The sequence below is a fragment of the Arthrobacter sp. ZGTC212 genome (assembly GCF_002929255.1).
GTDB lineage: Bacteria > Actinomycetota > Actinomycetes > Actinomycetales > Micrococcaceae > Arthrobacter_B > Arthrobacter_B sunyaminii.
Genome location: NZ_PJIJ01000001.1, coordinates 1,081,682 through 1,096,840, shown reverse-complemented (window position 1 = coordinate 1,096,840; position 15,159 = coordinate 1,081,682). Strand labels below are relative to the sequence as shown.

Annotated in this window: 14 protein-coding genes; 7 read left to right on the top strand and 7 right to left on the bottom strand. The window is 65.8% G+C overall.

Annotation, left to right across the window (positions count from 1 at the left end; genetic code table 11):
• Positions 1-63: 63 nt before the first annotated feature.
• Entirely contained in the window at positions 64-1,623 is a 1,560-nt protein-coding gene (gene hemG, locus CXQ89_RS05385; RefSeq protein ID WP_104160503.1) for a protoporphyrinogen oxidase, read from the bottom strand.
• Positions 1,624-1,625: 2 nt separating this feature from the next.
• A complete protein-coding gene (hemE, locus tag CXQ89_RS05380) occupies positions 1,626-2,687 on the bottom strand; it encodes a uroporphyrinogen decarboxylase (RefSeq protein WP_104052601.1) in 1,062 nt (353 codons plus the stop codon).
• A 156-nt stretch (positions 2,688-2,843) separates the two neighbouring features.
• Here hemE and CXQ89_RS05375 point away from each other — a divergent pair, with 156 nt between their 5' ends.
• Positions 2,844-4,202: a glutamyl-tRNA reductase gene (locus CXQ89_RS05375; protein ID WP_104052602.1), complete on the top strand. Its 1,359-nt coding sequence runs from the start codon at positions 2,844-2,846 to the stop codon at positions 4,200-4,202.
• 31 nt (positions 4,203-4,233) lie between these two features.
• On the opposite strand, the gene moeB is transcribed toward CXQ89_RS05375, so the two are convergent.
• Positions 4,234-5,418, bottom strand: a complete 1,185-nt coding sequence (gene moeB / locus CXQ89_RS05370) for a molybdopterin-synthase adenylyltransferase MoeB (RefSeq protein ID WP_104160502.1) — start codon at positions 5,416-5,418, stop codon at positions 4,234-4,236.
• Between the two features lie 116 nt (positions 5,419-5,534).
• Between moeB and CXQ89_RS05365 the strand changes: the two genes are divergently transcribed.
• Genes CXQ89_RS05365 through CXQ89_RS05355 form a run of 3 tightly spaced genes read left to right on the top strand, consistent with a single transcriptional unit; the run spans position 5,535 to position 6,742 of the window.
• Positions 5,535-6,149 (top strand): TetR/AcrR family transcriptional regulator, encoded by a 615-nt coding sequence (locus CXQ89_RS05365; RefSeq protein WP_104052604.1) that lies wholly within the window; start codon positions 5,535-5,537, stop codon positions 6,147-6,149.
• 47 nt (positions 6,150-6,196) lie between these two features.
• Positions 6,197-6,421: a DUF3107 domain-containing protein gene (locus CXQ89_RS05360; protein WP_104052605.1), complete on the top strand. Its 225-nt coding sequence runs from the start codon at positions 6,197-6,199 to the stop codon at positions 6,419-6,421.
• An 18-nt stretch (positions 6,422-6,439) separates the two neighbouring features.
• The gene (locus CXQ89_RS05355; protein WP_104160501.1) at positions 6,440-6,742 is read left to right on the top strand and encodes a hypothetical protein; all 303 of its coding nucleotides are present in this window, start codon (positions 6,440-6,442) and stop codon (positions 6,740-6,742) included.
• Positions 6,743-6,752: 10 nt separating this feature from the next.
• Here CXQ89_RS05355 and CXQ89_RS05350 read toward each other — a convergent pair whose 3' ends face one another.
• A complete protein-coding gene (locus tag CXQ89_RS05350; RefSeq protein WP_104160500.1) occupies positions 6,753-7,820 on the bottom strand; it encodes an SGNH/GDSL hydrolase family protein in 1,068 nt (355 codons plus the stop codon).
• An 83-nt stretch (positions 7,821-7,903) separates the two neighbouring features.
• Positions 7,904-8,620 (bottom strand): ferritin-like fold-containing protein, encoded by a 717-nt coding sequence (locus CXQ89_RS05345; protein WP_104052608.1) that lies wholly within the window; start codon positions 8,618-8,620, stop codon positions 7,904-7,906.
• A 395-nt stretch (positions 8,621-9,015) separates the two neighbouring features.
• Between CXQ89_RS05345 and CXQ89_RS05340 the strand changes: the two genes are divergently transcribed.
• Together CXQ89_RS05340 and CXQ89_RS05335 are read left to right on the top strand one after the other, a co-directional pair.
• Positions 9,016-10,632: a DEAD/DEAH box helicase gene (locus tag CXQ89_RS05340; RefSeq protein WP_258059926.1), complete on the top strand. Its 1,617-nt coding sequence runs from the start codon at positions 9,016-9,018 to the stop codon at positions 10,630-10,632.
• Between the two features lie 19 nt (positions 10,633-10,651).
• The gene (locus CXQ89_RS05335) at positions 10,652-11,542 is read left to right on the top strand and encodes a site-specific DNA-methyltransferase (RefSeq protein WP_104052609.1); all 891 of its coding nucleotides are present in this window, start codon (positions 10,652-10,654) and stop codon (positions 11,540-11,542) included.
• Between the two features lie 2 nt (positions 11,543-11,544).
• Here the strand turns inward: CXQ89_RS05335 and CXQ89_RS05330 are convergent, their stop codons facing one another.
• Positions 11,545-12,393 (bottom strand): PHP domain-containing protein, encoded by an 849-nt coding sequence (locus tag CXQ89_RS05330; RefSeq protein ID WP_104160499.1) that lies wholly within the window; start codon positions 12,391-12,393, stop codon positions 11,545-11,547.
• A gap of 124 nt (positions 12,394-12,517) precedes the next feature.
• Between CXQ89_RS05330 and CXQ89_RS05325 the strand changes: the two genes are divergently transcribed.
• The gene (locus tag CXQ89_RS05325) at positions 12,518-14,089 is read left to right on the top strand and encodes an aminopeptidase P family protein (protein ID WP_104160498.1); all 1,572 of its coding nucleotides are present in this window, start codon (positions 12,518-12,520) and stop codon (positions 14,087-14,089) included.
• Positions 14,090-14,166: 77 nt separating this feature from the next.
• Here CXQ89_RS05325 and CXQ89_RS05320 read toward each other — a convergent pair whose 3' ends face one another.
• Positions 14,167-15,051: a general stress protein gene (locus CXQ89_RS05320; protein ID WP_104160497.1), complete on the bottom strand. Its 885-nt coding sequence runs from the start codon at positions 15,049-15,051 to the stop codon at positions 14,167-14,169.
• Positions 15,052-15,159 lie beyond the last annotated feature (108 nt).

Below are 15,159 nucleotides of genomic sequence, written 5' to 3'. Positions count from 1 at the left end.
TGCCCTTCCGGGCAGGCTTAGGCGAAATACTCCACTTCTACTTCTTGTAGAAAGTGGTCAAGATCACTGCCGGTCCAGTTGGTCCACCAGTCCGGCAATCCGGGTGCGCGTATCGGCCGTGACGGCGGCCAGACCGGTGCCGGCCAGCCAGGCCCCCACCACTTCCAGCCCGGCAACCTTCTCCACGGCGGCGCGGACCGCCGCGACCCGGTCGCGGTGCCCGACGGCGGCGGAAGGCAGGGCGCCGACCCACCGCACCACGTCCCAGCCCACCACGTCGTCCACCCCCAGCGGAACCTGGAGGAGCACCGAGGCGTCGGCCAGGGCCTGGGCAAAAAGATCCTCGTCGTCGCGCTCCACCGGACTTGGCCGTGCTGCGGCAGCGGCATCGGCTGCGCTCAGGGCCCGCCCGTAGGAGAGCCGCAGCACGTGCGTTCCCGGTCCGGTGGAGTCGGCAAGCCACTGCCATTTTGCAGTGGCGTGAGTCAGGGCCTTGGCGTCAACGGCATCAACGTCCGCCGCAACGAGCACTCCGGTGCCGCGCGGGTGGGCATCCAGGTCCGGCTGGTCCACTACGAGGGTGACGAGGGCGACGCCGGGCCCGGGGCCCGGGCGGGCGGCTGCCAGTTCCGGAACGGTGCCTGCCAGCAGGTCCGCAGCGCAGGGGCCGTCCGTTGCCATAACCAAACTGTCTGCGGCGATTGTTTCCGCCTCGGGCGCCTGGTCTCCGGCGACCGAGACCGTCCAGCCGCTGCCGCTGTGCCCCACGGCCGTGACGGCCGCTCCGGTGCGGACATTTACACCCAGCGCAAGCAGGTCCTTCTCCAGGGCACGGGTGAGCATTCCCATACCTCCGGCCAGCCCGGCGACGGCGGATCCGGCAGGTGCTGACGCCCGCATGGAAGCCACCGCCCCGGCCAGGGACCCGTGCTTGGCGAGGGCGGTGCGGAGTCCCGGAGCCACTGAGTCCACGTCCAGCACATCCGGATCCGAGGAGTACACGCCGCCCACCACAGGCGCAACGAGGCGGCGCAGCACCGCGTCGCCCATGCGGGCGCGGACCACTTCGCCCAGGCTCACAGTTTCCCGGCGGGCCAGGCTACCCACGGGCAGCACCTTGTCCAGTGCCGCCCTCGCGGAACCCGTGCGTCCGATGGCCTGGACAATTTCGGGTGCGCGCGGATCCGCGGGAATACCGAGCAGACCGCTCTGCGGCATCCGCTGGGCGGCCGCAGCGGTGTCCTCGCCGGCCAACTGCAGCCAGGCGCCGTCCCGGTTGGGCTGGACGACGGCGTCGCCCAGCCCCAGTTCCTCAATCAGCTCGGGCACGGCACGGGACCGCGTAGCGAAGGATTCGGCGCCGCTGTCCAGGGTCAATCCCGCAACGGAATGCGCGCCAACACAGCCGCCAAGCTCGGTTCCCGCCTCCAGCAGGGTTACGGATATGCCGCTGCGGGCCAGGTCCCGGGCGGCGATCAGGCCGGAGATGCCGCCGCCCACCACCACTGCAGTTCTCGGGGCAGGTCCGGGCGCTTCCGGAACAGCGTCGGGAACGGCTTTCCGTGCGGTCGGGAAATGGGACAGGGCAGCGGGCAAATGAGGAAGAACCGGACGGTGCGGCATGGTTACGGCTCCACCGAATGGATGAGCTGTACCACCCGCGTCAGGACGTCCGGGTCCGTTTCGGGGGGCACGCCGTGTCCCAGGTTCACCACGTGGCCCGGCGCGGCGGCTCCGGCGGCCAGGACCTCGCGCACATGCGCTTCCAGCACCGGCCACGGGGCATTCAGCAGGGCGGGGTCAATGTTTCCCTGCAGGGGCGTCGCTCCGCCGAGCCGGCGGTTGGCCTCGTCCAGCGGCAACCGGTAGTCCACTCCCACCACATCGACGCCAACATCGCGCATGGCGCCCAGCAGCTCGGAGGTGCCGGTGCCGAAATGCACCAGGGGCGCACCAAGATCCCGGACATGATCCAAGGCGCGGGTCGATGCCGGCGCCACATGGCGGGTGTAGTCGGCGAGTCCAAGTGAACCGGCCCAGGAGTCAAAGAGCTGCCCGGCGCTTGCACCTGCTTCGAGCTGGGCGCGCAGGAACATTCCCGAGGCATCCGCGGCCCACTCCGTGAGTGCACGCCAGGCGTCCGGATCAGCATGCATCATGGTCCGCGGGCCCAGGTGGTCACGGGAAGGCTTGCCCTCCACCATGTAGGCGGCCAGCGTAAAGGGGGCGCCGGCGAAACCGATCAGCGGAGTCTTGCCGAGTTCCGCCACTGTGAGGCGGACTGCTTCGCGGATCGGCTCCAGTGCCTCTTCGGTCAGGACCGGCAGTGCGGCAACATCCGCCGCGGTGCGCACCGGTGTGCCCAGGACGGGTCCGACGCCGGGAACGATGTCGACGTCGACACCGGCAAGCTTGAGCGGGATGACGATGTCAGAGAAGAAGATGCCGGCGTCAACGTCATGCCGGCGGACGGGCTGCAGCGTAATTTCGGAGGCCAGCGCGGGGTCCAGGCAGGAATCCAGCATCGCAATTCCCTCCCGCAGCTTGCGGTATTCCGGAAGCGACCTTCCGGCCTGGCGCATGAACCAGACCGGCCGGCGGGAGGGAGTTCCACCCCGGTAGGCGGTAATCAGGGGGGAGTCGGCCGTGCGGCCATCCATGAGCGGATGAGAGGCGCTAAGAGTCATACCCTGATTCTCTCCAAAATCCTCCCCGATGGATAACCGGGCCGCCCTGATGCACCGCATCGGCCGGACAGGTGAGGGGAAACACATGCCGAAACGGTTCAGGTAAGGCCGCCCTATTGGGGTTCGCACAGAGACGGTGGCTACTATTGAGGCACTGTGGTTCTACTTTCCTTAATTGCGACGCACTCCGATGTTGACTTGGAAACCGTTGCCCGCCTCAGCGCCGGCGCCTCCCAGGTCTCCTCCTCCCTGCTCGAAACCGGATCGGCGGTGACCGGATCCGTGGTCCTGGCCACCTGCAACCGGTTCGAGGTTTACTGCGAAGCCAAGTCGGAGGCGGACATTGAAGCAGCCCGTTCCGCCGTCGTCGCAGAAATCAGCCGGCACTCCGGCCTGTCCAAGGACCTGGTCTCCCGGTCCCTGGACACCAATACCGGCGAATCCGTGGCCAAGCACCTGTTCGCCGTCGGCGCGGGCCTGGATTCGGCCGTCGTGGGCGAGCGCGAAATTGCGGGGCAGGTTCGCCGGGCCCTGATCGAAGCGCAGGAAAAGGGCACGGCCAGCGGAGGACTAACCCGCCTTTTCCAGACAGCCTCCCGGACAGCCAAAGATGTTGGAGCACTGACAGCCCTCGGTAAACGAGGGCTTTCCATTGTCTCCGTGGCGCTGGAACTGGCCACGGATCTCTCAATGGACACGGACTGGTCCGCCAAGGACGTTGTTGTCTTCGGCACCGGCGCCTATGCCGGAGCCACCATGGCGCTGCTCAAGGAACGCGGCTGCACCCGCATCAGCGTGTATTCCTCGTCCGGACGGGCCGAGTCATTCACTGCATCGCGCGGCGGAACACCGCTGACCCGCGAGTCGCTGCCGGATGCCCTGGCTGCGGCGGACGTGGTCATTGGCTGCAGCGGGAGCGAAAGCCAGGTCAGCGCCGGGGACATCAGGCGTGTTCGCAAGTCCAGCAACAAGCCGCTGATCATCATCGACCTGGCCCTGACCCATGACTTTGATCCGGACGTCCGCGAGGTGGACGGCGTGGAGCTGATCACCTTGGAATCGGTGCGTCTGGCGGCTCCGGCAGAGCAGGTCGAGTCATTGAAGCAGGCCAGCAGCATCGTGGCCGACGCCGCCAAGGCGTTCTCTGAACTCCAGCTGAGCCGTCAAATGGACTCCGCCATTGTGGCCCTGCGCCGGCACACCCTCAACGTCCTTGACTCCGAGCTCGAAAAGGTTCGTGCCCAGCACGGCTGCACCGGAGCTGCGGAGGAAGTGGAGTTCGCCATGCGCCGCATGGTCAAGCAGCTCCTGCATGTTCCCACTGTGCGGGCGCGCGAGCTTGCCGCCAGCGGCCAGCAGGATGATTACATCAAGGGTCTCGAAGCCCTGTTCGGCATCACCCTGGATCAGCCGGTGGAACGCCGGCGCCCGTCCGCCCCGCACGGCCCCGCCCATCACGGCAGTACCGAAGCGGACAATTCCGAAGACGGCGCTGACACTGCAGCCTCCGCCTGAGCAGTAAAACCCGTCTCCTAAGCAGTGAAACTCAGTACAGGACCTTGGCCGGTTCGATCTCCCGCACCCATGCCAGGATGCCGCCGTCCACGTTGAACACCCGGTCATAACCCTGGGCCCTGAGGAAAGCGGCCACTTCCGCTGACCGTCCCCCGGACTTGCAGTGCACATAGAGCTCCCTGCCGCGCGCCGGCAGGCTCTCCCCCGACAGGATGCCGGCACGGGGCATCAGCTGAGCGCCGTCAATACTGACAATGGCGTGTTCGCCGGGCTCCCGAACATCGATCAGATCAAAATCTCGCTCCCCTGCCGCGCGGGCGGCCAGCAGCCGCTGCAGTTCGCGGACATCGACGGCCGGTTCCTGGTCCCCTTCCACGCCGGCACGGACCGGCAATCCGCAAAAGGCCTCATAATCCTCCTCCAGTTCGGTGACCTGTTCAGCAGCCGGATCCTTGCGCACCCGGATCTCCCGCCAGGACATGTCCAGCGCATTGAGCACCAGGACCCGTCCCAGAAGCGTCACACCGGTACCGGTAATCAATTTCACGGCCTCGTTGACCATGACGGACCCGATCTGCGCGCACAGCACTCCCAGAACTCCGCCTTCTGCGCAGGAGGGAACCGAGCCGGCCGGCGGTGCCTGCGGATAAAGGTCGCGGTACGTCGGTCCGTGCTGCCCCCAGAACACGCTGACCTGGCCGTCGAACCGGAGGATTGATCCCCAGACATACGGCTTGCCCAGGATTTCCGCAGCGTCATTGACGAGGTAACGGGTGGCAAAGTTGTCGGTGCCGTCCAGGATCAGGTCATATCCGGCAAAGATCTCCAGCACATTGGCCGCATCCAGGCGGACCGGGTGCAGTTGGACCGTAACCAGGGGGTTCAGCTCGTGGATGCTCCGCCGCGCAGACTCGGCTTTGGAGCTGCCGATATCCGACACACCGTGAATGACCTGGCGCTGCAGGTTGGACTCATCCACAGTGTCGTCGTCAACGATTCCCAGCGTTCCCACGCCGGCGGCGGCAAGGTACAGCAGGGCCGGGGAGCCCAAGCCGCCTGCCCCGATGACCAGGACACGGGCGTTCTTCAGCCGCTGCTGGGCAACCATCCCGAATTCGGGAATAATCAGGTGCCGGGAATAGCGCCGGGTTTCCTCGTGGGTCAGCGCTGCCGCAGGCTCAACCAGCGGCGGCAGTGCGGCGTTTGGCTCAATCATGGATCCCAATCTAGTACCCAAACGTGCTGCGGAACCTGCCGGATGTATTACCCGCGGGTAAACTGAAGGCCGTTGACCGGGCACCTTGGCCCGGTGCCGTTGAGAGGTCCGTACACGTGAGCAACCAGCAAACAGGCAAGCCGACCCGGCTCCCCCGGGAGGAACGGCGGCGCCAACTGCTGAACGCCGCGCAGGAAGTTTTTGTCAGCAACGGTTTCCACGGAGCGGCCATGGATGACATTGCCGAAGCGGCCCAGGTCAGCAAACCCGTTCTCTATCAGCATTTTCCGGGCAAGCGGGAGCTCTATCTCGCGCTGCTCGAGGACCATCTGGGCACCCTGACAGAATTTCTCACCAGTGCCCTGAACTCCACCAGCGACAACAAGCTGCGCGTCCGGGAAACGATGCGCGCCTATTTCCGCTTCGTGGCGCAGGACAGCCAGGGCCACCGGCTGGTTTTTGAATCCGACATGACCAATGACGCGGAAGTCAGCTCACGCATCGAGGAATTCAACGCCCGGTTCGCGTCCAATATTGCCGGCGTCATCGCCGAGGACACCAAGCTTTCACCTGTGGAGGCCACGCTGCTGGGCCGGGCTCTGGCCGGAATGGCCCAGGTCAGTGCCCGTTACTGGCTGGAGACAGATGGGGACTTGGACATCGACGCGGCGTCCGAGCTTATCTACCGTTTAGCTTGGCGCGGAATCAGTCGGTTCCCCAAGGAGATTTAGAGTAGATTTCGAAGCGGATATGTTTCATTAATACAGGAGGCACCACGGTGGAAGTAAAAATCGGCATTCAGAATGTTGGCCGCGAAATTGTCTTTGAATCGAGCCAGAACGCCGACGCCGTTGCTGACGTCGTGGCCGAAGCCCTGAGCAACCAGAAGGAACTGCGCCTGAAGGATGACAAGGGCAGGCTCATCATGGTTCCCGCCGGCGTCATCGGCTATGTGGAAATCGGCGCCGAAGAGGTTCGCCGCGTCGGCTTCGGCGCCCTCTAGGTCCCGGCAGGCCGGACGGTGATCAGCCTGATTGTTGCCGCCCTGGCCGCGCTGGCGGCCGGCTTCATCGTCCGGGGCGCGGACCGGCGCCGGACCCGGTACGGTCTTTTCCTGCTGCCGGGCTTGTCGCTGGCGGCAGCCATGATCCTGTGGGTGGGCCTCCAGCTGGGCGGTGTCGGCTCCCATCCTGACCTCTTTTGGCTTGCTTGGGTCCTGCCGCCGGTTGCCGGGGCGGCCGCTGCTGTCATTGCTGCGGTTGTCACAGGTCCCGGGCGCGAAGCCCGGGATGCGGCAGAGCTGGAAAGGGTGCTGCGGTTCTGACGGCCCGCGGCTAGCCGGAGGACAGGAGGGTGCCCAGCTCGCGGGCCAGGATGTGTCCTGCGGCCTGGTGCCCCGCCTCCGTGAAATGGCGGCCGTCATGCTCCCGGTGCTCCCCCAGCGAGAACCGGCTCCACCAGTCCCCCACACTAAGGAACTCCACCCCCTGGCTCCGGGCCACCCCGGCCAGCAGGGTGTCAACCGCCGTGCGCCTGCTGCCCGCCGAATCCAGGCCGGAGGAAATGACGCCCACCATGACCAGCCGGGACTGAGGATAAGTGCGCCGGGCTTCCCGGATCATGTTCTCCGCCGCTTCGGCAATCTCTGTGTCCGACGCGTTTGAGGCATCGTTTCCTCCGCCTTCCAGGACAACGAGCTTTGGGGTTCCCCATGGCAGGACCCATTGCTGCCGTGTCAGGGCTGTGTAGTAGTTGCCAATAGTGCCGTTGCCCTGGACGTAGCCTGTTCCTCCGGCGCCGCGGAGCACGGTCCGGTAGCCCAGCTCGGCCAACCCCTGATCCACCCAGGTGCCCGGCCCTGCCTGTGAGTCTCCGATGACGACTGCGGAACCGGCAATTTCGGGATCCCAGGTCATCACCCGGTCCAATTCCGGGACGCGGATCAGCGAACCGTTCTCGAAATCCGTACGGTAAACGGTTCCCTGGGCGTACTCGGAGGTCAGCGGTTTGCCCAATGAGGAAAAATCGCTTCGTTTGCTGAGGGCATCCACTGATTTGTGAAGCGCCAACGCTCCGTTTCCGGCCGTCCAGAAAACCACTTCGTCGCCAAACTGCCTGCGGCATACGGCCGGTTCAGGACAGGACAAGCCGGATACGGATGGCTCCAGGGGATGTCCTTCCGCTGCCCGCAGCAGCTGGAACGCCCTGATGTCTTTCCAAGCCGTCTGCGGCAGTCCCCCGGCCGGTTCGGCGCTGTTCTTTTCCTGCAGATACCCGGCCAGCAGCGAGATGCGCGGTTGCGTCTGCTGCTGCAGGCCGGAGGTGTCCGTTGCCCCGGCCGAGACGGCGAGCGCCGCGGCGCAGGCCAGCAAAAGGCCGCGTTTAGCCACAGATCTGCTCATGATGCTCCCCCATGCGTTGTAGAGCGCCTGTCGATCATCCGCGCCTGCCGGCTGTTGTGCGGCAGCGGCTGCGGGAGTCGCTGTCAGGCGGTAAGACCGAGCCGGCTCATCCGCCGGGAGTGGTTCCGGGTCAGTTCGGCGAACAGAGTCTTGAGCTCATCCCCATACACTCCCTGTGCTGGTCCCTGCAGGTGCCCGCCTCCAACCGCACGCTCAAGCACCACGCGCTGGGCCTGGGTCAGCGCTTCACCAACCAGCCGCCTCCCCCACAGGGCCAGACGGGACGCGAGGCGGGGATCATCGGCTAGTGCCTGCTGCAGCCTGGCTTCTAGGACTTCTCCCGCGGGCTCCGCTTCTTCCTTCAGCCCAAGAACCAGTTCTGCCGTGGCGGGATCCAGCCGTGCGGCAACCGACTGATAGAAATCATCTGAAATGGCATCCGTGACGTAGAACTTCATCAGGGACTCAAACCAGTCCGCGGGCCGGGTCCGGTCATGGAAGGCATCCACTGACGGCTGGAAGGGGCGCATGGCCGCCTCCGGATCAAGGCCCAGCTTCACCAGGTGCTCCGTGACGCACTCAAAGTGTTCGTATTCGCGCACGGCCAGCCGGCCCAGGACCGTGCGGTCATGCAGGGTGGGTGAAAAACGTGCATCGGAGGACATTCGTTCAAACGCTGAAAGCTCTCCATACGCCATGACGCCGAAGAGGTCCGCGAGGAAGCGGCGGTAAATATCTCCGTCATCTGAGGATCCCGGGCCGTAGGCGGAGTCTGGTTCAGTGCGGGTCCCGTTTGTCATGGACCCCAGCGTACCGCCGGCACCGGACAGTCGTCTGCGCGCCGCGCCCCGCCAATGCATGGCGGCTGGCACCCACCGGGTAGACTGGTTGGTAGTAAAAGGATGCCCGGTCGTCTGATAGACCTTAGCCAGACCCGCAATACCTACGCGATCTTGAAATTTTTGGCCGTCGCCCGTGCCCGATGCACCGCGGCGGACCTGCAGTTGTTAGCCCGCGATCGGCTTCCGCTGGACGCATCATGCGCCCGCCATCCGCTCCGGTGTGGACTCTTGCAGCCACTCGTCGAGCCTGGCGCCGCGATGCCTAACTGAACGGTACTTAATTGAACACTGAACTTTCCCAGGTGGACGACACCCGTCACCTCACCGCCGATGACAGCAATGAAGCTTTGAACGTGGCTGAAACCCTGGCCACTACGCAGGCAGCGGCCGTAATCCCGGAACTGACCTTCGCGGATTTCGGCGTCCGCTCCGACATTGTGGAATCCCTCTCCGAAGCGGGGATCACCCATCCCTTCCCGATCCAGTCGATGACCCTGCCGGTGGCGCTGGGCGGCCATGACATCATTGGCCAGGCCAAGACCGGTACCGGAAAGACACTGGGATTCGGCATTCCTGCCATCCAGCGTGTCATTGCGCCCGACGACGAGGCCTACGCCTCCCTGGCCGTGCCCGGCGCCCCGCAGGCCCTCATTGTGGTTCCCACCCGTGAACTCGCCGTTCAGGTTGCCGGCGACCTGTCCACCGCTGCTAAGCGCCGCGGTGCACGGATCGTCACGATCTACGGCGGCCGCGCCTACGAGCCGCAGACGGAGGCCCTGGCCGCCGGCGTCGAAATCGTGGTCGGCACCCCGGGCCGCCTGATCGACCTTTACAACAAGAAGCACCTCTCGCTGAAGAACGTCCGGATCGTGGTCCTCGACGAGGCCGACGAGATGCTGGACCTCGGCTTCCTGCCGGATGTGGAAACCCTGATGGCCGCCACGCCCGCAGTGCGCCAGACGCTGCTGTTCTCGGCCACCATGCCCGGCGCCGTCGTCGCCATGGCCCGCCGCTACATGACCAAGCCCACCCACATCCGGGCAGCGGATCCTGATGACGAGGGCATGACCAAGAAGGACATCCGCCAGGTTGTCTACCGTGCCCACAACCTCGATAAGAGTGAAGTGGTGTCCCGCATCCTGCAGGCCAAGAACCGCGGACGCACCATCATTTTCACCAAGACCAAGCGCACGGCCGCCAAGCTGTCCGAGGAACTGGCGGACCGCGGCTTTGCCGTTGCCGCCATGCACGGCGACCTGGGCCAGGGCGCACGCGAACAGGCCATGCGCGCCTTCCGCAATGAAAAAGTTGACGTACTGGTAGCCACCGACGTGGCTGCCCGCGGCATCGACGTTGATGACGTCACCCACGTCATCAACTATCAGTGCCCCGAAGACGAGAAGACCTACCTGCACCGCGTGGGCCGCACCGGCCGCGCCGGCAACAAGGGCACTGCCGTGACGTTCGTGGACTGGGATGACGTCCCCCGCTGGGGCCTCATCAACAAGGCTCTGGGCCTGGACCAGGCCGAGCCGGTGGAAACGTATTCCTCGTCCCCGCATCTCTACACTGATCTGGACATCCCCGAAGGCACCAAGGGCCGGCTGCCGCGCAACAAGCGCACGCATGCGGGTATTGACGCCGAGAAGATCGAGGACCTGGGCGAGACCGGCAAGAAGAACGGTTCCGCTCCCACCCGTGACGGCGCCCGTGACAGCTCCCGCGGCCGTGACCGGACCCGTACGGGCGGCACCCGCGGCGACCGGCCCCGCAGCGGCGGCGACCGCGGACGCTCCGACAAGCGTGAAGAGTCCCGGCGTTCCGGCGACCAGCAGGCTGCCCCGGCGCGCGCTGCCGAAGCGCCGTCGGCATCCGTTGACACTGCTGCAGAGCGGCCCCGCCGCAGCCGCACCCGTACGCGCCGCCGCAACGGCGAAGTGGTCGGCAACTCCGCACCCGCAGCCGAATAACCGGGCAGCACTCCTTTTTATGAGCACTCCCCTTTGGTCACCGTCCGGCAGGTCGCTGGTGGTACACGCGGACAATGCCGTGTTCCTGCCAACCCTGCCGGACGGCGCCTTCACCATGATTTACGTGGATCCCCCGTTCAACACCGGCCGCTCGCAGCGGCGGCAGCAGACCACCATGGTCCGCAGCACCGACGGCACCGGCGACCGGGTGGGGTTCAAGGGCCGCAGCTACAGCACGGTCAAGGGTCTGCTTTCGAGCTACGACGACGCCTTCGAGGACTACTGGGCGTTCCTGGAACCACGTTTGGCCGAAGCCTGGCGCCTCCTGGCCGACGACGGCACCCTGTACGTGCATCTGGACTACCGCGAGGTGCATTACGCCAAGGTCATGCTGGACGCCCTTTTCGGCAGGGACTGCTTCCTTAACGAGATCATCTGGGCCTATGACTACGGCGGACGGGCGAAGAACCGCTGGCCGGCCAAACACGACAACATCCTCGTGTACGTCAAGAATCCCGCGGCGTACCACTTCGACAATGCCGAGGTGGACCGCGAGCCGTACATGGCGCCGGGTTTGGTCACTCCCGAAAAGGTGGCGCTGGGCAAGCTGCCCACCGACGTCTGGTGGCACACCATCGTGTCCCCCACCGGCAAGGAAAAAACCGGGTACCCCACCCAAAAGCCCGAGGGTTTGCTGCGTCGCACCGTGGCCGCCAGCAGCCGTGAGGGCGACTGGGTCCTGGACTTCTTTGCCGGTTCCGGCACGCTGGGCGCGGTAGCCGCCAAACTGAACCGGAAGTTTGTCTGTGTGGATGCCAATCCCCAGGCCATTGAAGTGATGTCCAAGCGGCTTGGGCATGCGGCCGACATTGTTTCCGGTGACGCGGTTCAGTCCGTGGCCAGCGCCTGATCCTACGGCCGGACGACGGCGGTCCCGGTTGCCAGGGACTCTATCTTGTCCAGCACCTCCGGGTCCGTGGTGAACTCCCCGAGCAGGTTGGGTTTGCCGGTCCCGTGGTAGTCGCTGGATCCGGTGACCAGCAGCGAGTGCTCCGCTGCCAGGCTGCGCAGCCACGCCCGGCCTTCCTCCGGGTTGTCGCGGTGATCCGCTTCCACACCCAGCAGCCCGGCGTCGATCATTTCGCGGAAAGTTTCTTCGCCCACCACCCGTCCGCGGGAGGACGCCACCGGGTGGGCAAACACGGGCACTCCCCCGGCCGCGCGGATCAGCTCGACGGCGTGGGCCGGGTCCGGCGCATAATGCGCCACAAAGTAGCGCGAGCGTGCCGTCAGGATGCCGGAGAAGGCAGCCGAGCGGTTGGGCACCACTCCGGCGGCCACGAGCGCATCAGCGATATGCGGCCGCCCGATGGTCGCCCCCGGAGCAACATGGCGCTGTACCAGGTCCCAGTCGATGGGGAAGTCTTCCGCCAGCCGCTGGACCATCATTTCCGCCCGTGACACCCGTGCGGTCCTGGACCTGGCGATTTCCGCCAACAGTTCCGGGTTCGCCGGATCATGCAGGTAGGACAGCACGTGAACGCTGATCCCTTCGCTGCTCCGGCAGGAGACTTCCATCCCGGGCACCAGGATCAGGCCCTCCTCACGGGCGGCCTGCATTGCCTCTGTCCACCCGGAGGTGGAGTCATGGTCGGTCAGGGCCACCGCGTCCAGCCCTGCCTCTTTCGCCGAACGCATCACCTCCGCCGGCGGCTCTGTTCCGTCGGAGACTGTGGAGTGCGTGTGCAGGTCGATTCTCACCCCATCAATGTACTTGCTTCAGGCCCTTGCGGGATTGCACGCTGCCGCAGGAAGCTTCTGCGCATGTTTGGCCGCCCCGTCCGCACAGTGAGACCATGGAGGGGTGACTACTGATGCGAATCCAATGACCACCGCCGACACGTCGGGTCTCGGGGAGTTGTCCGAAGGGCAGCCCTTGGATGACCGCGTAAACAACCGCTCCCAGAAACCGTCCAATGAGGCCTACAAGGCCTTCATGGCCACAGGATGGGCCGAGGACGACGCCGAGCTTCCCGCGCGCGCAGAAGTTGCCCCCTACGCCGCCAAGCGCCGTCGTGCCCTGTCCGAGCGATTCCCGGGTGAGCGCCTCGTGATCCCCGCCGGCCCGCTCAAGGTCCGGTCCAATGACACCGATTACCGTTTCCGCCCGCACTCCGGCTTTGCGCACCTGACCGGTCTTGGCCTGGACCGGGAACCCGACGCCATCCTCATCATGGAGCCGGTTGAACCGGGAACCGGCGACGACGGCGGCAACCACACTGCCGTCCTCTACTTCCGTCCGCTCGCCGGCACGGACAGCGAAGAGTTCTACTCCAACGCCCGCTACGGCGCGTTCTGGATCGGCTCACGGCTGGGCCTGGAACAGGTCAGCGCCCTGCTGGACCTGCCCACCCGCCACCTGGACGAGGCTGAAACAGCCATCACCTCCAACGTCGGCGATCCGCAGTTCGGCGGCATCTCCGTGCGCCTGCTGCGCAAAGTCGATGAGATGGTGGATGCGCTGGTGGACACCGTCCGCTACAACACCGCCATGGATCCCGAAAACGTTGACCTCAGCGCGCTTGACGCCCTGGACGGCGAGCTGACCGAGGCTCTGTCCGAACTGCGTTTGATCAAGGACGCGTGGGAAGTGAAGCAGATGGAAGCCGCCGTAGCGGCGACGGTCAACGGCTTCACCGAGGTCGTCAAGGCCCTCCCCCGCGCCATCGCCCACCCTCGCGGGGAGCGCGTAGTGGAGGGTGCATTCTTCTCCCGTGCCCGTGAAGAGGGCAATGACCTCGGCTACGACACCATTGCCGCGGCCGGCAACAACGCCACCGTGCTGCACTGGATCCGCAACAACGGCACCGTCAACGCCGGCGAGCTCCTGCTCCTCGACGCCGGAGTGGAAGCCGACAGCCTCTACACCGCCGATATCACGCGCACCGTTCCGGTCAACGGCACCTACTCTGAGGTGCAGCGCAAGATCTACCAGGCCGTCCTCGATGCCGCCGACGCAGGCTTTGCCGCCGCCAAGCCCGGCGCCAAGTTCCGCGACGTGCACCAGGCTGCCGTCAAGGTTCTGGCCGAGCGGCTGGCCGACTGGGGCCTCCTGCCGGTCTCCCTGGAGGAAGCCCTCTCGGACAACGGCCAGCAGCACCGCCGGTGGATGCCGCACGGCACCAGCCACCACCTCGGTCTCGACGTTCACGACTGCGCCCAGGCCCGCAAAGAGCTTTACCTGGACGGCATCATCACCGAGGGAATGGTGTTCACCATCGAACCGGGCCTGTACTTCAAGAACGAGGACCTTTCCGTTCCCGAGGAATACCGGGGCATCGGTGTGCGCATTGAGGATGACATCCTCATCACCGCCGACGGTCCGGTGAACCTCAGCGCCGCTCTGCCGCGCAATCCGGAAGATGTGGAAGACTGGATGGCCGGACTCGCCGAGTAACTGACGGTGTCCTGACAGACGACTAAACAGCGGAAGGCTCCGCACCCAAGGGTGCGGAGCCTTCCGCTGTTTGGTCTTTATGCCTGCTGGCGGGGAACCCCGCCTTCTCCTTCGCCGTGCTCCTTCTCTTCGCCGCTGTGCGTCGCAGCGGGCGGGGCTGCCGCCGGGGCGGAGGGAAGCCGCACTCCGTACTGCGGACGGCCGTCGGGAAGATCCGGGAACTGCCCCCGGGGGACGGTTCCGGTGGGGGCCTGCTCTCTGCCCGGCGCCTGCCCTTCCTGCCCGGCGTCCGCCGGCTGGGTTGGCTGGTTCGGCTGCCCGCCGGTTGCCGCCCCGTACGGGTTGGCCCATCCGGCCGGCCGCTCCGGAGCTGCTCCGGCCCCGCCCTGCGGCGGCCCCTGCTGCCCATGAGGTCCCTGGGGGCCGGTGTACGGCGGACGGTACTGCGGAGGCTGGGGGTGGCCGTGCTGGCCGATCATCGGCAGCTGCTGCAGCAGGCGGCGGGCGTCATTGGCTGCCTGTGGTGCCACAATCACGTCGTAACTCGTGGCAATGACCTGGCTTGTGGAGGTGAAGTCCCGCCGGCCCCGCTGGAGAGCGTAGGCGAGCACACCGAACAACAGCCAGAACACTGCACCAAGAGCCATGGACGGGATCAGGGAAACATAGCTTTCCCCGCCGGCAAAGAGCATCAGCGCCAGTCCAACGAACAACCCGAACCAGGCACCGGTAGCCATCGAAGACAGCGCAACCCTGGGGTAGGACAACCTGCCGGTCACCCGTTCCACCGACTTCAGTTCGCTGCCGATAATGGAGACCATCTGCACCGGAAACTTGCTGTCTGCCAGATAGTCCACCGCCTTCTGGGCATCCAGGTAGGCGGTGTAGCGGCCCACCGTTTCGCCCTGGGGCAGGGCGCGGCCTTCATCACGTGGCGGCTTTGAACCGAAAAGGGTAGACATCCCTCCATTCTGTCCCACTTACCGCTCCCATGGGGGCCGTATCGCTCGAAGTGAACTTCATCCCGCGGCGGTGCCGGGACCGGCCGTGCATTCCTCCCCGGCCGGTGC